At 59.8% G+C, this 19,324-nt stretch carries 16 protein-coding genes; 9 read left to right on the top strand and 7 right to left on the bottom strand.

What is annotated here, in order from left to right; all coding sequences use genetic code 11:
• Positions 1-3 precede the first annotated feature (3 nt).
• On the bottom strand, positions 4-3,165 hold the full coding sequence (locus ACSQ3Z_RS18730) for an ATP-binding protein (protein ID WP_436172793.1): 3,162 nt from the start codon (positions 3,163-3,165) through the stop codon (positions 4-6).
• 663 nt (positions 3,166-3,828) lie between these two features.
• On the bottom strand, positions 3,829-4,131 hold the full coding sequence (locus ACSQ3Z_RS18725; protein ID WP_436172792.1) for a hypothetical protein: 303 nt from the start codon (positions 4,129-4,131) through the stop codon (positions 3,829-3,831).
• Positions 4,132-4,362: 231 nt separating this feature from the next.
• Here ACSQ3Z_RS18725 and ACSQ3Z_RS18720 point away from each other — a divergent pair, with 231 nt between their 5' ends.
• The 9 genes from ACSQ3Z_RS18720 to ACSQ3Z_RS18680 all read left to right on the top strand — a co-directional run bounded on the left by ACSQ3Z_RS18720 (position 4,363) and on the right by ACSQ3Z_RS18680 (position 14,505).
• Positions 4,363-5,505: a helix-turn-helix domain-containing protein gene (locus ACSQ3Z_RS18720; RefSeq protein ID WP_436172791.1), complete on the top strand. Its 1,143-nt coding sequence runs from the start codon at positions 4,363-4,365 to the stop codon at positions 5,503-5,505.
• A 421-nt stretch (positions 5,506-5,926) separates the two neighbouring features.
• On the top strand, positions 5,927-7,576 hold the full coding sequence (locus ACSQ3Z_RS18715; protein ID WP_436173938.1) for a putative bifunctional diguanylate cyclase/phosphodiesterase: 1,650 nt from the start codon (positions 5,927-5,929) through the stop codon (positions 7,574-7,576).
• 223 nt (positions 7,577-7,799) lie between these two features.
• Complete coding sequence (locus ACSQ3Z_RS18710) at positions 7,800-8,321, top strand: ubiquinone biosynthesis methyltransferase UbiE (RefSeq protein ID WP_436172790.1); 522 nt, start codon at positions 7,800-7,802, stop codon at positions 8,319-8,321.
• Positions 8,318-9,496: a methyltransferase domain-containing protein gene (locus ACSQ3Z_RS18705; RefSeq protein ID WP_436172789.1), complete on the top strand. Its 1,179-nt coding sequence runs from the start codon at positions 8,318-8,320 to the stop codon at positions 9,494-9,496. The genes ACSQ3Z_RS18710 and ACSQ3Z_RS18705 overlap by 4 nt, the downstream gene beginning before the upstream one ends.
• Positions 9,493-11,877: a SpoIIE family protein phosphatase gene (locus ACSQ3Z_RS18700; RefSeq protein ID WP_436172788.1), complete on the top strand. Its 2,385-nt coding sequence runs from the start codon at positions 9,493-9,495 to the stop codon at positions 11,875-11,877. The genes ACSQ3Z_RS18705 and ACSQ3Z_RS18700 overlap by 4 nt, the downstream gene beginning before the upstream one ends.
• 2 nt (positions 11,878-11,879) lie before the next feature.
• Positions 11,880-12,440 (top strand): slr1658 superfamily regulator, encoded by a 561-nt coding sequence (locus ACSQ3Z_RS18695; protein ID WP_436172787.1) that lies wholly within the window; start codon positions 11,880-11,882, stop codon positions 12,438-12,440.
• An 18-nt stretch (positions 12,441-12,458) separates the two neighbouring features.
• Positions 12,459-12,797 carry a slr1659 superfamily regulator gene (locus tag ACSQ3Z_RS18690; RefSeq protein ID WP_436172786.1) on the top strand — a complete coding sequence of 113 codons (339 nt, stop codon included), beginning with the start codon at positions 12,459-12,461 and terminating at the stop codon, positions 12,795-12,797.
• 287 nt (positions 12,798-13,084) lie between these two features.
• Positions 13,085-13,753 carry an ATP-dependent DNA ligase gene (locus ACSQ3Z_RS18685; RefSeq protein ID WP_436172785.1) on the top strand — a complete coding sequence of 223 codons (669 nt, stop codon included), beginning with the start codon at positions 13,085-13,087 and terminating at the stop codon, positions 13,751-13,753.
• Between the two features lie 77 nt (positions 13,754-13,830).
• Positions 13,831-14,505: a protein-L-isoaspartate(D-aspartate) O-methyltransferase gene (locus ACSQ3Z_RS18680; RefSeq protein ID WP_436172784.1), complete on the top strand. Its 675-nt coding sequence runs from the start codon at positions 13,831-13,833 to the stop codon at positions 14,503-14,505.
• Positions 14,506-14,693: 188 nt separating this feature from the next.
• On the opposite strand, the gene ACSQ3Z_RS18675 is transcribed toward ACSQ3Z_RS18680, so the two are convergent.
• The 5 genes from ACSQ3Z_RS18675 to ACSQ3Z_RS18655 all read right to left on the bottom strand — a co-directional run bounded on the left by ACSQ3Z_RS18675 (position 14,694) and on the right by ACSQ3Z_RS18655 (position 19,139).
• On the bottom strand, positions 14,694-15,071 hold the full coding sequence (locus ACSQ3Z_RS18675; RefSeq protein ID WP_436172783.1) for a VOC family protein: 378 nt from the start codon (positions 15,069-15,071) through the stop codon (positions 14,694-14,696).
• A 219-nt stretch (positions 15,072-15,290) separates the two neighbouring features.
• Positions 15,291-15,536: a MoaD/ThiS family protein gene (locus ACSQ3Z_RS18670; protein WP_436172782.1), complete on the bottom strand. Its 246-nt coding sequence runs from the start codon at positions 15,534-15,536 to the stop codon at positions 15,291-15,293.
• Positions 15,536-17,800: a xanthine dehydrogenase family protein molybdopterin-binding subunit gene (locus ACSQ3Z_RS18665; RefSeq protein WP_436172781.1), complete on the bottom strand. Its 2,265-nt coding sequence runs from the start codon at positions 17,798-17,800 to the stop codon at positions 15,536-15,538. The genes ACSQ3Z_RS18670 and ACSQ3Z_RS18665 overlap by 1 nt, the downstream gene beginning before the upstream one ends.
• Positions 17,801-17,802: 2 nt before the next feature.
• Positions 17,803-18,279, bottom strand: coding sequence for a (2Fe-2S)-binding protein (locus ACSQ3Z_RS18660; protein WP_436173937.1), 477 nt, complete (start codon positions 18,277-18,279; stop codon positions 17,803-17,805).
• A complete protein-coding gene (locus tag ACSQ3Z_RS18655) occupies positions 18,279-19,139 on the bottom strand; it encodes an FAD binding domain-containing protein (protein ID WP_436172780.1) in 861 nt (286 codons plus the stop codon). The genes ACSQ3Z_RS18660 and ACSQ3Z_RS18655 overlap by 1 nt, the downstream gene beginning before the upstream one ends.
• Positions 19,140-19,324 lie beyond the last annotated feature (185 nt).

The following is a 19,324-nucleotide window of genomic DNA, read 5'->3' as shown; positions in this document are numbered from 1 at the left end:
CGGCTAGTGCCGAACGGCCGGTTCGGGATTGACGATCAGTGCGGCGCCCGGCTCGAGAGCGGATTTCGCACGTTCGACCCGGTCGCGATAGCGCGACGACAGTTCAGGTGACAGGCCTGATGATTGAAGGGTCTCGTATGCACTGACGAGGAAAGGCACCGCGCTTTGCTCCGCGGCTATGGCGATGCTCTTTTCGAGGGCAGCGATCACGTCCGCCTCCGCGTCGCCCTGGAGAAGAAGTAGCTCCGCCCTTCGCCGGTAGAGCTCTGCCAGCCAGAAGCGGCTGCCGCCGGCCTCGGCCTGCGCCGTAGCCGAGCCCAGCAGCGCGAGCGCCTCATCGACCTCGGCAGTTCGTGTCAAAAGCTCTGCCAGCATGCCGCAATAGACCGGTTCGTCCTCAGGTGTCTGGAACTCGCCATGGAGGCCAAGACCTTGCCGCATTTTTTCCCTGCCGCTCTCGACCTGGCCGGCGTTGCCGTCGCACCAGCCTTCGAAGATTTGCGCTGCGGCGGCGAGGGCGGGCATATGATGGCGCTCCGTCAAGTGGCGCAGATCCGCTATCACGCTTCGCAGCGCCGAAAAATCGCGGCGATAGCAATGCAGCATCGCCTCGTTGAGGTAGGCATGCGCGATGCTGCCGGCATGTCCGGTTTGCTGCGCCCAGCTCCTGGCTTCCGACATCGAATGGATCGCGCTTGCCGGCTTTCCGACGAACCACAAGGACAAGGCGCGGTGAGCGAGCCCGCAGACCCTCGCGTCATGCCCGCCGAACAACGCAGCATTCGCTTTGCCCTGGCCGTGCTCATAGAGCGAAAGCCCGACGTCGACGGCCGCGATGCAGTGGTCGTGACGGCCAAGATTGAAGTCGATGGCCCACACGCAATGCCTGGCCTGGAGTTGCACTTCGGCATCCTCGACATCCCTGAGATCGCTGAGCACGACTTCCGCGCGCTCGCCGTCCATGACGGTATCGGTGAACCACCAGCCCCAGTAGATCGGGAACCACTTGGCCCGTTCGGCTACCGGCCGCCGCCGGGCGATCACCACGCCGTCCTCGTATAATTTGCGGGCGGGCGCCGAGTTCGGCCCCTCGACAGCGGTCAGGATGGGACCGAGCACGACCATTGCCGATAGCCGCAGCGCGTCTCGCGTGTCGGTCGCGGCAACCCGCTCGCAGAGCCCCAAAGCATGTTCGAGTATCTGCCTTGCTTCCGCCATTGCCGAGCGGGACGAGCTTTCCGTGCCTGCGATCACAAACTGATCGATCGCTTCCTCGATAAGGCCAGCGCGTTCAGCATGTTCTGCCAATTCAGCCGTACCCAGCCACGGGGCCAGATTTCGGTCGCGGGCGACAGCGGAGAAAAGCGACTGATGGAGGGCCTGCCGTCTCCTCCGCAGCAATGCATTGTAGATTGTCTCCCCGATCAGGGCATGACGAAATCCATAGTCGGGCTCGCCGGAAGGCCTGACCCGGATCAGGAATCCCGCCTCGATGAGGGTGTCCAGTGCATTCCCGATCGTCTCGTCACTGTATTCCGGCAACAGCTTCCGGAGCAATTCCAGATTGAAACGATTGCCGGCGACGGCGGCCGCTCGTGCCACATCCTTTGCAGGGCCCAAGGCTTCCAGCCTGGCTTCAAGGATGCCTTCAAACACCGATATTCGGCTTGATGAGCCGGTTGGTGCAAGGCGATCCGTTATGGAGGCCGCATTCTCGGCGATCCATTGGCAGATTTCCTCGATGAAAAGAGGCACGCCCCCGGTTACCTCCTCCACCATGCCAATGAGTTCCGAATGCGCGGCTGACCCGATTTCCGGCCGCATTGCCATGATTGCCTGTCGCGTTTCCTCGCGATCGAGCGGCTTCAGAGTAATATGCGGCAAGTCCCGGAACTCTGAATAAGTCTCAGATCCAGGTCGCGCAGTCATTATGAGAAGCACGGGCACCCGATGAATGAAGAGTGCAAGTTCCGCCAGCAATTGCCTCGACGTGAGGTCGATCCAATGTATGTCTTCGACGACCAGGATGAGTGGTCCGTGTTCGCATATGGCTTCGATGCTTCTGCGAACCGCCCAGGTGGCTTTCTCCCGGATGACCTTGAGATCAGCCTCCTTCAGAGCTGGATTCGATCCTTCAGCCCCAAGCAGAAACGAGAAGATATCGACAACTTCGTCATCGTGAACGCTTTGATTTGCGAAGACCTCCGCTACGTCTGAACTCTCCAGCCGACCCTCTTTGCCAGCCAGGTCACCCCGAACATTTTGCAGCAGAGGATAAAGGGCCGAGTGGGAGCCGCCGGGCTGACATTGAAAAAGCAGCAATTTTGCCCGCTGAAAGCGTGTCCTCTTGCGGACTTCATAAAGCAGGCGGGACTTGCCGATACCGGCCTCACCCTGAACTAAAATGACGCCGCCCTTGCCGGCGACGGCATCATGCCAACATGCAGCGATGGTGGCCAGTTCGTCCCCACGGCCTATAAACGTATTGTTCAAGCGCCCGAAGGCGAAGAAGCGGTCAACGTCCCGCTTGTGGCTAAAGGCACGCCAAGTCCGCTCCGGCTCCGCGAAACCCCTAATAACGTGAATGCCACGAAAACTGAAAACGTGGGACCGCCGCGCCAGATTTCGGGTCTCGTCGGACACCAATATTGCATCCGGCTGAGCCATAGCCTGGAGCCGCGTCGCCATGGCCAAAGCAGGGCCCGTGACGCTGGCATGCGCCGGGTCACCGCCGTCCCCGTGAACGAGGGTCATGGATGTAGCAATCCCGACCCGAACATGTAGGTCCGTATGGTCTTTCTCCAGCCCGACCCGCTTGCACGCTTCAATGATTTCGCGTCCTGCCCGGATCGCTTGCGAAGCCGCGTCCTTTGCCTCCATCTCTGCTGGAAAAAGTGCGACACCGCCGTCGCCGGCCTCGCTCACGATAACGCCCGAGTACGATGAGATTGCCTGTCTTGCCTCACGCCGAAAGGCCGACATCAGTTCTTCATAGTCCTCGATATCCAGAACTGCGAGCAGGTCGGTTGATCCGACCAGATCATAACAGAGAGCTGTCATAACGCGCCGCTCGCTGCGAACGTCGGACACACTACTGTCGTCCTTGCTCAGGACGCCCTTGGCAAGGGCCACGATTGGAGGCTCTAATGGACGCTTGTCCGACATGCTACCGTGCCTTGGCTGGCGGAGTGGGAGCGATACTATCAAATGCGCTAATATTCACCAGAGCGCTCGGACGACCCTCATCTCATCACAAGCGATACTTCGGACGATGTGCGTCACGCTCCCTGACCGCCTAATCTCACGAGATTGCCGAAAGCAGGATGAGTCTCTCGCAGTTCGTGCAGCTCAGCCACGTGCCGCCTGTCCGAATCCTACCCAATGCCTCCTCCGCGCCACGAGCAGTGCGACGCGCCTTAGGTTGTTGCCTTTATCCATGTCGTTGTACCAACACTGCTGCGCACTTTTGGGCGACATGCGCTAATGCCCGGTTGCCGCGACCCTTTGCCGAAGAGACCTGACCGCCTCCAGCAGTTCGCGCTCGCTTGTGTGAGCATTTCGAAAAATGGCCACAACAGTCACCGCCAAGATTTCGGTGTCCGGGTCCAAAGGGTCGAGATGCTCATCCGTGCAGACCTGATCGAACACGCGTTCGCAAATAGCCAGATCGTGAGGGCTGAGACAGGTGCGATTGAAACGCCGACGCAGCATCTATGCGAACCTTTCAGGGCCCGCTACCCGTGCTTGCGGCGGGCTTTTTTGCTGATGAACCGCTGAAGCGATGGACTGCTTAAGTGACAATATCGCCCGTAATGTATTGGAATCAGTTCACTTGTTTCCTGATGGTTGCTCTGTTATTAATCCCAAAATAAGTGCACATTCATGAGCTTTATACTGTCCGGCAATCATAAGCTGGTAATAATCTTGCCGTTTGTGATCCGGGACATGAAAGCCGCGCCGAAATTCCGCCGCCTCTTTCGGAGTTCGAGTGCAACCGATTTTACTAGCGGTGACTTTCAAACTCGCCAGTGAGCATCCGATCTTTGCCGCAATATCTTTCAACGGTTCGTTGTTACCGTATCCGTCAAGAATTATCCTGCGACGAGCTTCGCTGTTGAGCTTTGTGGTCATTTCGGTGGCTTCCTCAACTAATATTTCACGATGCCCGATTCTATACGCGCCAGGTTGAAGAGTGTCGTTGGCTTCGCATCCAGAAACTTATCTCGGAATGCATTTCTTACCGTAATCCAGCGTGATCGCCGTTTCAGTCGACTCGAGTCCACCAGTCTTGCCAGATGCCTGAGTTACACCACATGATTGAGAGGGGCATGGGCATAGCCGATTCGGATATGGCACCACGCGATGGACGCTAAAAGGCAAGGCAAGACCTCTGCGAAGCAGGCGCTGGAGCGTGATCGACGTCGTTGGCCCCGTGAAGCTCAACCTCACAATGAGGCTGCTCCGTTACTCGCGCCGGCGCTCGAACCTCTGCCCTTTTCAACGCTCGAACTGGCGCCAGAGGATCAATTCGCCGCTTGGCAAGCGCATATGGCGCCGCTTGTCGAGGTCAGGTTGCCGGATGACAGATCGCTGGACGGTGGCTTTCCCGCCGACCACACGGCTTGGAACCTCGGTGGCATGCTGATCGTCCAACAGCACGCTCCGGCACATAGTTACATCCGTTCTGCCGCTAAGCTTCGGTCCAGCTCGATCGATCACTGGTGTATCGTCTTGCCACGCACTGGTCGGTCGTGGACGGAGGTCGATCGCCGCGTTGCAGAAGGCCAGCCGGGAAAATTGGAGATCAGGTCGCTTGGCTATCCGTTTCGCGGGAGGACAACGGACTCCGAAAGTCTCTTTCTCTATCTACCGCGTGATTTGTTCTCCGATGCGGCGGCAACCCTCGACGCAAAGAACAATTCAATTCTGTCCGGCAACTTTGCCAACCTCTTGGTTGACTACGTCAACAGCATCGAAGCAAGACTGCGCAGTCTCACGGCCGAAGATCTGCCTCGCATCGTACACGCAACACGCAGCATGATCATTGCCTGCCTCACGCCTCCGGCGGAACATGTTGCGGCCGCCGAACAATTGACGAGTGTCGCGCTGATGGAGCGAGCGCGTCGATACGTCCAAAACAATCTGGATGCGGCTCATCTGACACCGGATACAATGTGCCGGGCGCTCGGCGTATCACGCTCTCGTCTCTATCAGTTGTTCGAACCGAGCGGTGGTGTTCTCCATTACATACAAAGTCGCCGCCTTCTGGCAGCCCATATTGCGCTTAGCGATCCGGCGGACAGCCGGCGCATCGTTGAAATTGCTGAAGCCTTCGGGTTTAGTTCTGCGGCTAATTTCAGCCGGGCATTCAGCAAGGAATTCGGTTACAGCCCCCGCGAAGGCCGCACTGCTGTGGTGTTGCCGCGCCCCGCCAACTCTGTTTCGCTTGCCGGACACGAGAAGGCCTCTTCCTTTGAAGGTTGGCTCAAAGCGCTCGGAAACTGAATACAGGATCGGCGATCTTGGGACGGGGCGGGGCTCAAAACAGGCTTGCCGGCGCGGGGAGGCCACGCCGCTTATGGACCACAATATTTCGTGTCGTGTCCACCGCGGTATCAATCATATGGCTAGTTCCCACCAATTTCCGATTTATTAACGAATTGCGACTGTTCATCGTTATTGATAATTTGCCGTCAATTGCAGCGCAGCATACATTGCAACTAGGCCGCATGCGGCGCTTGTTAAGACTGCGAGTTGAAAGTTTGCCAAGCTTGATAGTTATGCTATTTCTTGACTGGGGGACGCGAATTTGCACCGCCTATGGAGGTGGCTCTTGCATCCAGAGGCATCAGGCGTCGGCACGGTGAGTGAGGGGCCTTCCCCGAGCAATGTTCCACGTGCCGGCGAAGCGCTTCTCGCTGCCCTTTTGGCGAACACGACCGAACTTTTGTCGTTCTATGACCGCGACTTCAACCTGACGCACTACGCAACCAGGCTCAAAGGCGTGTACGGAGGCGTGGTGGCGCCGGGCGCCGCCGTTTGGGAGATCTACCCGAGCTTCCTCGATGCGAGGCATCGCGACGAATTTCTTCGTGTGCTCCACGGCGGCTCTCCGGTCAGCATCGATTTGCCGCGATCGTCGGGCCAAGCGCCACGGTCCGCTTTCGTCTTCGCTACTGCAAATGGTGTGGGAATCATCGAATCAAGGGAGCACGGCGGGCGGAGCGCGGCAGAGGAGCAGGAGCACGTAATTCTGCTCCACCAGGCGACGCACGACGTGCTAACCGGCCTGCAGAATCGGCGGAGATTCGGCGAGCGGCTGCAGCAGGCACTGGAGGCCATCGGCGGACCAAAACCGAAAGCCGCCTTGCTGCAAATCGACCTTGACGATTTCAAAGCGGTCAACGACACGCTCGGCCATGGAGCAGGCGATACGCTTCTTCAGCTCGCGGCAGGTCGAATCCGCGACGCGCTGCAGGACGGCGAATCCGCGTACCGGTATGCCGGCGATGAGTTCGCTGTCATCCAATTGGGAAAGGATCAGCCCGCGGAAGCCGAGCGCCTCGCCGGATCGCTGGTCGACGCGTTCAAGGAGCCGTTCGTCATCAACGGCATTGCCGTCTTCGTCGGCTCGAGTATCGGAATTGCTTTCGGGCCGGAGCACGGGACCGATGGCGAGCAGCTGATGAAAGCTGCTGACATTGCACTTTACGCAGCCAAGACGGATGGGCGCGGTTGCGCTCGAACGTTCAACCGTTCGATGCTGCTCTTGCTCGAGCAACGCGAGAATCTGAGGCGCAGCCTTCGAACCGCGCTGGAGCGGGGCGAGCTTTATCTGGAGTATCAGCCGCTCATTCGGCCTCCCTCGTCGGTGATCGGTTTCGAAGCGCTGCTGCGGTGGCGGCACCCCGAGATCGGAATCATTCCGCCCAGCGTGTTCATACCGATCGCCGAAGCCGACGGTCTGATGGACGAGATTGGACGATGGGTGCTCGAGCAAGCCTGTCGCGAGGCATTGACGTGGCCCTCCTCGCTGACGGTCGCGGTGAACCTGTCGCCGGCTCAGTTCCTTAGCGGTTCGCTGACGGACACGGTCGCTCAGGTCATCGACGCAGTTGGAATCCGAGCAGACCGACTTGAACTCGAGATAACCGAGACGGTTCTTCTTGAGAAGACGATCGACAATATCGACACGTTAAATACCCTGAACGTCTTGGGGATACGAATATCGCTCGACGATTTTGGAACATACTATTCATCGTTGAGCTACCTTAAGAACTTTCCTTTCGACACGTTGAAGATCGATCGATACTTCATCGCGGACCTAGAGACCGATCTCAAAAGCCAGACCATCGTGCGATCGATCATGAATCTGGCGCACGGCCTGGGAATAAGCGTTACCGCCGAAGGGGTCGAGACGTCGGCACAGGCACGGTGGCTGATCAAGGAGAATTGCGATTGCCTGCAGGGGAATTTCCTGGGACGCCCGCTCGGAGCCGAGGCAACCAGCGATTTCATCAGGCGGTCCCCGCTGAGGGTGGTACGAGCGATGGAGGGAACAAATCGGGCGGTCTAGGGTGTGTTCAGATTGAGGTCCAGGCCGGCGTCATGAATATCAATGCACCCCTTGCACCCTTTGTTAACGGTGAAGTGGAGATTGTGGAAACGATCGAGGCAGATACCGCGCAATTCTTCGAGTCGATGCGAGACTGACTCATAACGGGGCGCGGTGAAATTTTCCGCCTCGGAGGTCATCGCCCCACCAGGGCTCACTATTGATGGAACAAGGGAGGATGTCGATGGGACCTGTTCATCATGACCTGGCTGGCGGGCCGACTTTTGAGCCCATGATCCAGATTGACATGGAAATCAAAGCTTTCGTCTCCGCCTGGAGACACTGCGATTATGTCTCGACATACATGGCCCGGATGATCAGTCAAAACAGGTCAGACTCGGTCCGGCATTTGAATCTCTTTTCGTCTGCCTTCAACGAATTGCTGGAAGTCGCCTTTCGTACGCGCCATGCCGACGGCGAATTGGCATGCAGGGTATCTCGCCATGGCGCGACGGACAGGATCGAGTTGACATTCCCTTGCGTGGCAGAGGAGCGCCAATTCTACGAAGAAGCCGTCTCGCAAGTCGCAGGAACAGAGGCCAGGGAGCGATACCTCAATTCGGTGTCTGGGGATCTCGCGCCCAGCCGGGAGGTCGTACTCCTGGAACTGGCTGTCGACTTCAACGCGACACTCTGGGTCGAGGAAGCCGACGGTGATACGATCAAGCTTGTCGTGGATCTTCCGCTCGAGGGCCTGCAAAATTGACCCCTTACGACCTTCTCCCGCGTTTCAAGGCGCAATATGACGCCAACAGCCAGGAGTTCTCCATATCGGGGGTAGTCCGTCCTCAGGCGATCGATGAGCTTGGGCCTAGCATAGCATTGCTCCGCGATGCGATCGGCCGTGTGCGCGGCGTTCTCTACGTCAATGTCAGACGGCTGACGCAGATGAACAACGCTGCGTTTCACGCCTTTTCGAGGATCATCCTCGACGCCTGCCGCGCTCGACTCGATCTCAGGTTCGTCGTCATCACGTCAAGCGTCGTCGGATGGACGTCGCGAAAATTCGGTCGCTTGAGCGGAATCGAACCGAACATCACGGTCGAAGAGTATGACAGCGAATTCTATCCGGGGCAGGGCTTCCTCGAGGACGGCGGGTTCGTACCGATCCTGCGCACACAGACAAAGATGACCTGGCGCCACGAGCGCGCAATCTTGCCGCGACACGGCATGAGGCCCGGAATCGTCATGGCCGACATCTGTTGCGGAATCGGCGATTTCGCCGTGCTCGTGCAAAAGGAGTTCCAGCCATCGCGGATCGTCGCCCTCGACCACTCCAGGTCGAGCCTCGCCTATGCGCGAAACGTGGCTGCGGAGTTCGATATCAAGGGCATCGAGTACACTTATGGCGATGCATCAGAGATGCTGCTCGAGGAAAATCAGTTCGACCTCGTCACGTGCCGCCATTCGCTGCAGGTGTTCAACAGGCCCGAACTGATCCTCAGGGAGCTGTTTCGCATCTGCAAGCCGGGCGGACGCGTCTACATCACCAATGAAAAAAATTCGCACTGCCTGGGCGAACCACGCGCCGACAGCATCCAGTGGACCTATAACGAGGTCGCCAAGCTGTGGGCGCACTTCCAGATGGATATTGAGCTTGGCCCGAAGAGCCAACGCTACCTGACCGAAGCGGGGCTCGAAGACATTCGGGTCGAGTCCTTCATGGTCACCAACCGCGACGGCGATCCACAGGACTTCGCGGACGTCATAGCGGCATGGGAAAATGTCTATGCAGGCGAGATGGCTACCAAGCGAGGTGACACACCGGCGTTTATCAGGCGGTTCCGACAGGGCTTCCAGGACCACATCTTCGCTGCGCTCCACTCCAAGGGCTATGCCGGCTGGCCGATCTGGGTTGCATCGGGACGCAAGCCGCTATGACCGATTTGGATGCAACGCCGCCTAGACCCTGGCCTGTCCTCCGGCTTAACAGCTTCCGCGCGAAATTCTTGATCGTTGTGGGTGGGGCGGTGCTGTTCGACCTCCTCGTCGGCGGCGGCGTCGCGCTGTGGAATGTGAACCGGCTTTCCCGGGACGCGACGCACCAGATCGAGAGCGGCCTCACCAAGGCAAGCCAGGAATACCTCCAGAACTATATCGAGACGACGGCGCTGCGCGCGGATCTCCTCTTCGGCCGCATGCACTCCGAGGTGACCGCACTTGCAGGCTCCATGCAGAGACTAATCGATTATCCGGAAGCGAAAGATGCGATCGGCAAGGCGTTGGCGAAGAACCCCAATTTTAATGCGCCGCTTGTATATGACGCCACGGGAAACTGGGTGCAGACCCGGCAAGGGTCACCTTCGGTCATGAGTGTCTGGGGATATCTCCTCTCCGCTGATCACCAACCGAAGCCCGAAATTCTCCGCGACATTCAGGAGAGTGCGATCTTCGATATTTTTGGCACAAGCCAGATGGCAACTGGCGCCAAGAAGCTGCAGGTCTATTACGTCGGGCCGAAGGCAGGGCCGATCATGCGCACAATTCCTTATTCCGATCAGGCGCAGACCTTCGACAAGCTCTATCCAGGCCACGACAAAGCGAATTTCTGGGATTTCTTCTTTCCTGGCGTCTATGAAGGCTGGGAAGGCTGGATCAGGGAGCCGGATTCGCGCCCCGTAAAGGGCGATGACATCACTGCGACTGCTCCTTATATCGACGCGATTACCGGCAAGCTCATCGTGAGCTTCTTCCACCCGCTCTGGACGAAAGACCGCAGTGATGTCGCCGGCATGGTCGCTGCCGACGTGACGCTCGATCAGCTCGCTGACATCGTCGAAAGCGTGAAGGTCGCCGATACGGGCTTCGGTTTTCTCACCATGTCGAACGGCAATGTGCTCGCGATCAAGCCTGAAGGCGAGAAAATGCTCGGGCTCAAGATCGCAAGTGGCGCGGCAGGTCAAGGCGTTACCGGCCTCGATCGCTCGCTCAAAAAGAGTACGCACGCGACCGTCGCAGCGCTCGAACTTCCCGCCGACGACAAGACAGTCATTAAGCATATTTCGATTGAGGAGAACGGCAAGGCCCAACCATACATCGTCGCACTTCGCCGGCTAAACGCAGTCAATCTCTGGAATAGTAACGGGTCCATCACGGCCGAAACCCTGATGCTTGGCTTCGTCGTCCCCGAACGGGAAATCTATGCTTCCCTCCTTGCAGCGCAGCAGAGCATTTCCAGCGCGACCAACCGGATCCTGATCACCCAGGTCGTCGCAGTTATCGTTTCGCTCCTGATCGTCTTTGCGGCTGTCTTCGGAATTTCAAAGCGGATCACTGCAGGCCTCAGTGCGCTTGCCGGGGCCGCCAAGCGGTTGCAGGCGAAAGACTATTCAGTCCGGGTAAGCATTCCGACGCGCGACGAGGTTGGAGCGGTGGGGGTTGCTTTCAACCGCATGGCTGAGCAGATCAGCTTTCACACGGAAAACCTCGAGCAACTCGTCGACGAACGAACCAGAGAGCTCGGGGACGCAAATCAGGAGATATCCGCACTCAATGAAAAGTTGCGGGACGAGAACGTCCGCCTCGGTGCCGAGCTCGCAGTTGCCAGGCAGATCCAGATGATGGTTCTGCCGAAACCATTCGAGCTCGAAGCGATTCCGGGGCTGGAGATCGCAGCCTACATGCGGCCGGCCGACGAGGTCGGCGGTGACTACTACGACGTCCTGCAGAACGGGTCACGGGTAAAGATCGGCATCGGCGACGTGACCGGTCATGGTCTCGAGAGCGGCGTGCTGATGCTGATGGTCCAATCCGTTGCACGCGCGCTGCAGGAGACCAACGAAGCGGATCCGCACCAGTTTCTGGATCGGCTGAACAGAGCGATCTACAAGAACATTGAGCGGACGAACACCGACAAGCATCTCTCGCTGGCCTTTCTTGACTTTGAGGATGAGCGGGTAACGCTATCTGGCCAGCATGAGGACGTTCTGGTCGTCCGTGCGGGTGGGGAAGTCGAGCGCATCGATACGCTTGATCTGGGTCTGCCGGTTGGTCTGGAGCATGACATCTCGCAGTTCATTGCCACGCGTGACATCCTGTTCGGGAGTGGCGATGTGATCGTGCTGCACACCGACGGTGTGACCGAGGCGGAAGACCAAAGCCGAAGACTGTTCGGGTTCGAGCGCCTCTGCCAGAGCGCACGAAAACGTCATGGCAGGAGCGCAGAGGAAATCAAAACCGGGATCATCGAGGATCTTATGGCCCATATCGGGATCCAGAAGATCCACGACGACATCACCCTCGTAATCATAAGGCACACATAAGAATGACCACGCTGTTCGGTACCCCTGACATTGCAATCGGGATGAAGGAGAGCGTCAGTCGCGTGCGGTTGTTCGACGGACCTCTCGACTTGAGTTGGCGTCATTGTGCTACGACTTCGGACTTCATCGCCGATCTTTTCGCGTTGCGCTTTCAGTCGTCCCGCAATGACTACAGGGAAGCGCGGCACAGCATCGGATATCTGGTCAACGAGCTCATCGAAAATGCCGTCAAGTTTCGCGCACCGGGTGAAATCGTGATCGAGGCGTCGATGGATTCGGAGTGCTTCAAGCTCAAGGTGTCGAATGACCTCGATGGTGAAAACGCGTCCGAGTTCCAAAGTCTCCTGGCGGACATCACGGTTGGCGACCCCAGAGACCTGCTGATACAGCGAATTGAAGCGAATGCTGCGAACCCCGACGTGGTACGCTCCGGACTCGGATTGCTGACGTTGATGAGCGACTATGACGCGCGCCTGGCGTGGATATTCAGCTCTGCCGACGAAGGCGATCGGATTTGCCTAGAGACATATGCCTCCATTCCGATCTCGCAAACTCACAACTAGATGAAACGAAGCCAGGCTATGGAAATCAAGACAGACGACTACCGCGTGTGGATTGAAGGATGCGATATCTTTTTCGACGGTGCAATGCGGCTTGCCAGTTCCGAGGCTGGTGCACCCATCATGGCTTTGGCGATCAGTGTTCTTGCCTCAAATCCCTCTTCCGTTACGCTCAATTTAAAGGACCTTCAGTTTCTCAATTCTTCCGGCATCAACCTGCTGGCGAAATTTACTATCGAGGCGCGCAAGCATCCCGATGTTCGACTTATCGTGCGTGGAACGCCCGACATACCCTGGCAATCGAAATCATTGCCGAATCTGAAGAAGCTGCATCCCGCTCTGATGCTTTTGATGGACTAACCAGGTCACCCGAAATTTGCCTGGGGGACTGCGTGGGCTTGCGGCAACCCGAGAACGGTGCGGGAGCCCCGTGCCGACAGTGAGAACGGTGCAGGATCGCCGCCTACAGCGAGATATGTACACCAGGACAAGTATTTGGATGCGAAGCTAACGACAATCCGGCCCCTTGCGTAGATGCTCGTAATGGCTCGGCGGGGGCTCGGCACAGGCGGCAGGCGTCCATGTTGGGGGGATGTCGGGCCGCCTGTGCCGATCACGCCACCGCCACGCGGTCAAAGGTGGTGTCATTGAGTAAGCGTGCCAAGATCAGCGGCGGCCGGCTGGAGTTCATTCCGCCGCAGATCCCGACTCCGGTCGAGCACCCGCCCGAAGATGAGGGATGGGTTCACGAGGTCAAGTTCGACGGCTACCGGACACAGATCATCATCGATAAAGGCGGCGTGCGTCTCTACAGCAAGAACGGCCACGACTGGACGACAAAATACTGGCCCATCGCGCTGGCCGTCGAGCTGCCGTGCAGGGCTGCCATTCTCGACGGCGAGGTCATCGTAGCCGGCGCGCAGGGCACTCCCGATTGCCCTGCGCTGGAAGCCGCGATCTGGAACGAGCCGAGCCGGCTGGTGTTCGTCGCATTCGACATCCTTCATCTCGACGGTCGCAACCTAGCCTCCTTGCCCCTGCTGCAGCGCAAGCAGGCGCTGTGGCAACTGGTTGAACCGGGCCTCGGCAAGATCCAGTACAGCGAGCATTTCGAGGGCAATGAGCTAACGATCTTCCGCGCCATTGAGAATGTGGGGCTCGAGGGCATCATCTCGAAGCGCGCCGACAGCCGCTACAGGAGCGGACCGTCGAACACATGGCTGAAGGCCAAATATCTTGAGCAAGCCGATTTCCGAATTGCCGGGCGTCGTTCGCGAACCAGCTACGGTTCCAATGACCCTGATGGCCGGGCATGACGGTGGGTGTTACTGTGACAAGACGAACAGGGTATAGGCTATCAGGCAGCAGACTGGTTGAGGAACGCCCCACCGTCATGAAGCCGATGAACGAAGAGCACCTCGCGGTTCTACGCAGGCACATGGTCGAGATGATTGCAATCCATACCGACCTTGCAAGCGAAGAACTCGGCAAGGCAGCGCTCGATGAGCGGGTGATGGCAGCGATGCGGCGGGTGCCGCGGCATCGCTTCGTGCCAGCCTCGGTTGCGCCTTACGCCTACCAGGACATGCCGCTGCCGATCGGCTTCGACAAAACCGTCTCGCAGCCCTTCATTGTCGCTCTGATGACCGATCTCCTTGCTCCCCAACCGCACGAGGCAGTGCTGGAGATCGGCACCGGCCTGGGCTACCAAGCTGCAATCCTCGCGGAACTCGCCGGGCAAGTTTGGAGCGTCGAAATCATCGAAGAATTCGCAAGCCATGCCGGGGCTCTCCTGCAGGGCCTCGGCTCCTCCAATGTCGGCATTCGTGTCGGAGACGGGTCTCGCGGCTGGCCTGAGCACGCCCCATTCGACAAGATCCTGGTCACCGTGGCGGCTGAGCGGACGCCGCCGGCTTTGCTGAAGCAGCTCAAGCCGGCGGGACGTCTGGTTCTGCCTTTGGTGTCTGAAGAAGATCAGTTTCTGACTGTCATCGACAAGGATGCGGCAGGGCAACTCGAGACTCGGAAACTCATCCCGGTTCGGTTCAGCCGGCTCGAAACCGTCTGATGAGGTGCGCACAACTGGCGCGACCGCGCTTTTCCGACCGTCAAACCAGATGCCAGCCTTCCGCGCTTCTTCGCCCTTGGCGAACGCGAAGAAACGACCCCTTCCCTTCCGGTCCTTGGCCCAACAAAGGGGAAAGACAGGATATTTATCTGGAGTGGAACGGCAGGCCAGCCGCAGGCAATGCTGTCCTAGAGTTGATTGCTCACCTCAATGAGGTTGCCGTCGGGGTCCTTGAAGTAAACCGACAGGATTGCACCCAGCGCACCGGCCCGCTCGACGGGCCCTTCCACAATCGCTACGCCCTGACGCTCAAGATGCAGGATGACCGCTTCCATAGGAGTATCGGTTAGCAAACAGAAGTTGCCGCTTCCCGGAACAGTGTCGCGTGCAATGGCTGGCGATGCGCGGGCATCCTGAAGGCTGATCTTGCTCATACCGAAATGCAGCGACCATTTGCCAGGACGCACTTCCCGCGACTGCATGTTCAGCACGCGCTCGTAGAATCGGCACGTGGTTGCAATATCGCTAACACAGAGCACGATATGATCGAGCGCGCGCATTTGCATGCCGTCAGTTTATCCCTCTCGCCGATTAGGCGCGAGCTGGTGCGCATAGCCTAAACGAAGCTCGCTTGCTCCGGGTCAATTCACGGCCACCCGAAGCAGTCATAAATGGCAGCCTAACTCACCGGCTGGCTGAGAATTCTCGGTGATAGCCGGGCCTTGTCTCGAGCCTACATCACAAGCCAGGTCTTGGTCGCCGATGGCAGTAAGACGGCTGTCTGGTTATCCCCCCGCAAGACGCGGCAGCAGGAAAATTTCGGTGCCTTGTGGCAATTCCTTCGACCAGGTGTCGCGATAGATCACCCCGTCGATAGAGACAGCGATACCGCGATCGATCCAAGGCGCAAGGCCGGGATACTGCTCAGCCAATTTTCTGAACAGCTCCCTTATGTCCTTGGCCTCGATGTCGAGCTTGTTCTTGCCTCCGGCGGCGGTGCCAAGCGACCCCCAGAGCGTCACTTCGACCATCAGCCTGGCTGTTCCGCCTCGAGCGCCGCCAGGATGCGCGGCGGTGACATCGGGATATGCGTCATCCGCACGCCCACGGCATTCGACACTGCATTGGCGATTGATGCCAGCGGCGGCACGATCGACGTCTCGCCGACGCCACGCACCCCGTAAGGATGGTTGGGATTGGGGATCTCGAGAATCTGCGTGTCGATCATCGGCAGGTCCGAGCAGACCGGGATGCGGTAGTCGAGGAAGCCGGGGTTCTGAAGCCGTCCGTCCTTGCCGTAGATGTACTCCTCATTGAGCGCCCAGCCGATGCCTTGCGCAGCACCCCCCTGGTATTGGCCCTCCACATAGGTCGGGTGCACCGCCTTGCCGGCGTCCTGGACGACGGTGTAGCGCAGAACCCTTGTGGCGCCGGTCTCGGGATCGACTTCGATATCGCAGATATGGGTGGCGAAGGAGACGCCCGCGCCGTCGGCGACGAGCTCGCTGTGGCCGGCGATCGGTCCGCCGGTCTTGCCCGAAGCGGTCGCGATCTCCTTCAGCGACAGGCGTCCAAGATTGCCGTGCCTCTCGCCCTTGGCGATGGCGTGGCCCTTTTCCCAGACCACGTCGTCGACCGGAACGTCCCACATCTGCGCGGCGCGTTCCCGCAGGATCTTGATGGCGTTGCGGGCGGCCGAGATCGTCGCCATGGAGGAGGAGAAGGTGCCGCGGCTTCCGTCCGTCATGTCGTTGTAGCCGAGGCTGGAAGTATCGGCGACCACGGCCTTGACCTGCTCATAGCTGATGCCGAGTTCCTCAGCCGCCACCAGCGATAGCGAGGCGCGCGAGCCGCCCACGTCCACGGTTCCAACGGCCAGCGAGACCGTGCCGTCCATGCCGATGTTGAGGTCGGTGCAGGTCTGGCCGCCGAAGTTGAACCAGAAGCCGCAAGCCATGCCGCGGCCCTGGTTCTTGCCGAGCGGCGCCTTCATGTGCGGATGGTTCTTCACCGCCTCGAGCGTCGGGCCGATGCCGATCGGGCCGTACACCGGGCCGTAGGAGGATCGGGTGCCTTCCTGAGCGGCGTTCCTGATCCGGAACTCGACCGCGTCCATGCCGATCTCCTTGGCCAGCTCGTCGATCGCGCTTTCCACTGCAAAGGCCGCCATAGGTGCCGATGGCGCGCGATAGGCCGCGGTCTTCGGCCGGTTGACCAGCACTTCGTAGCCGACAGTCTTGACGTTCTCGAGGTTGTAGCAGGCAAAGGCAGTCATGGCGCCGATCTCGGCCCACATGCCGGAATACGGGCCGCAGGAATAGCGGAGCGTCGCCTCGGCCGCGGTGATCGTACCGTCCTTGCGGGCGCCGATCCTGACGTCGATCGAAGTTGCGCTGGCCGGGCCGGAGGCGCGGAACACCTCGTCGCGCGTCATGACCAGCTTGACCGGCCGCCCGGCCTTGCGCGACAGCGCCAGCGCGACCGGCTCGGCCCAGACATGGGTCTTGCCGCCGAAGCCGCCGCCGATCTCCGAGGAGGTGACGCGCAGCTTCGAGGCTTCCATGCCAAGCAGTTGGGCGCAGTGCTGGCGGTAGACGAAATGGCCTTGCGTGCAGACCCAGAGGTCGGCGGTGCCGTCGGAACTGACGCTCGCCACGCAGGCATGCGGCTCGATATAGCCCTGGTGCGTCTGCTCGGTCCTGAAGGAGCGTTCGATGACGAAATCGGCCTGCCCAAAACCCTCGCCGACATCGCCATGGCCAAACTGGCTGCGCTTGGCGATGTTGGACGGCTTGCTGGGCTTGGGCTCTACGCCCTCTGTGAATACGGTGTCTTGCAGCACGGGCGCAGTGGACTTCATCGCCTCGTCGACGTCGGTCACATGTGGCAGCACCTCGTAGTCGACCTCGATGAGCTTCAGTGCCTGCCTGGCCGTGCGGGCGTCGATTGCGGCGACCGCGGCCACCGCATGGCCGTCATAGAGCGCCTTGTTGCGCGCCATGCAGTTGTCGAGGATGTCGTACATGGCGGAATCGCCGTCGGTGAGGTCGGGCAGGTCGGACGCGGTGATCACCGCCTTCACGCCGTTCAGCTTCTCCGCCTTCGACGTGTCGATCTTCCTGATCGTCGCGTGGGGGTGGGGGCTTCTGAGAATGCGCCCAACCAGCTGGCCGGCCATGTTGAAGTCCGCGCCGTAGCGCGCGCGGCCCGTCACCTTGTCGACGCCGTCGGGACGGATGGGACGCGTGCCGACGGATGTGAAATTGCGGTCTAGGTAGCGCGGATCGAAATTCATGGTCACGCTCCCTTCATTACGCTTGCGGCGTCCTGAACGGCACGCACGATCTTGTCATAACCGGTGCAGCGGCAGAGGTTTCCGGCGAGGCCGAAGCGGATTTCCTCCTCGGTCGGATCGGGGTTCTTGTCCAGCAGGTCCTTCGCCGCCATCAGGAAGCCCGGCGTGCAGATGCCGCATTGCAGCGCCGCGTGTTCGAGGAACTTCTGCTGCAGCGGATGCAGCCTGTCGCCACGCGCCATGCCTTCGATGGTTTCGACGCGCCGGCCTTCAGCCTCCGCGCCGAGCACCAGGCACGAGCACACCAGCCGGTCGTCGAGGATGATGCTGCAGGCGCCGCAATCGCCGGTGCCGCAGCCTTCCTTGGCGCCCGTCAGCCCCAGGCGATCCCGCAGGACGTCGAGCAGCGTCTCGTCCGGCTGGCAAAGGTACTCGACGTTGTCCCCGTTGATTGTGGTTGAGACTGCAACTCCAGCCATCATTTGCCTCCTGCACGCGTATAGGCGGTCGTGGCGGCCCGCTTGGCCAGCACACCCGCAACCTTTCTCCTGAATTCGACGGTGCCCCGCTTGTCGTCGATGGGGCGGCAGGCCCCCGAGCAGACCTTGGCGAGCCTCTCCAGTGTCGCTTCGTCCAGCTTGGAGCCGATGAGAACCTCGGCTGCCTCCGCCACCAGAAGCACCGTCGGCGCCGCGGCGCCCACTGCCACGCGGGCCGCCTTGACGACACCTTGCTCATCGAGCGTCAGGTTTATACCGGCGCTGACCACCGCGATATCCATCTCCGTGCGCGGAATGAACCGCAGATAGGCATCGCCCGAGTGCGGCGGGCGCTTGTCGAGGAGGATCGCCTCGATGATCTCGCCCTTGGCCAGCGAGGTCTTGCCCGGCCCGGTCGGCACGGTCTCAACGGGAATGGTGCGCTTGCCTGCCGGCCCGGCAACCAATGCCTTGGCGCCGGCGGCCACCAGCGCCGGCACGCTGTCGGCCGCCGGCGAGGCGTTGCAGAGATTGCCGACGATGGTGCAACGTCCTTGCACCTGCTTCGAGCCGATCAGCTTGGCCGCTTCGACGACGCCCGGCCATGCCTTCTTCAGCGCCGCGCTCTCTCCCAATACGGCGCAGGGGACGGTGGCACCGATGCTGAAACCGTCGGCCGTTTCCCTGATTTCACCCAGTCCGTCGATCGCCTTGATGTCGACGATCAGGTCGGGTTCGACAAAGCCGCCTTTCATCCTCACCAGGAGGTCGCTGCCTCCAGCGAGGATAGTGGCCGTGCCGGCCGACCCGGCCAGCAGGCCAACGGCATCGTCTATTGAATGAGGACGTATGTAGCGCATCGTCTCCCCTTGATTATCGCAATTTCAGCGACCGTTATAAAGAGTCTCCTGACAATGGCCATCCGGTTCCTCATCTGCGGCGATAGGCCAGACGCCGCAAAATGCAGTCCCAAAACAGCGCTCCGTGCCGCAGCCCAACACCGCCGCGCCTCAGCGCGGTGACGTTGTCGCGCTTCCCGATCGCG

It is taken from the genome of Mesorhizobium sp. LjNodule214 (genome assembly GCF_964252735.1).
Lineage (GTDB): Bacteria > Pseudomonadota > Alphaproteobacteria > Rhizobiales > Rhizobiaceae > Mesorhizobium.
This window is presented reverse-complemented; position numbering and strand designations above follow the sequence as displayed.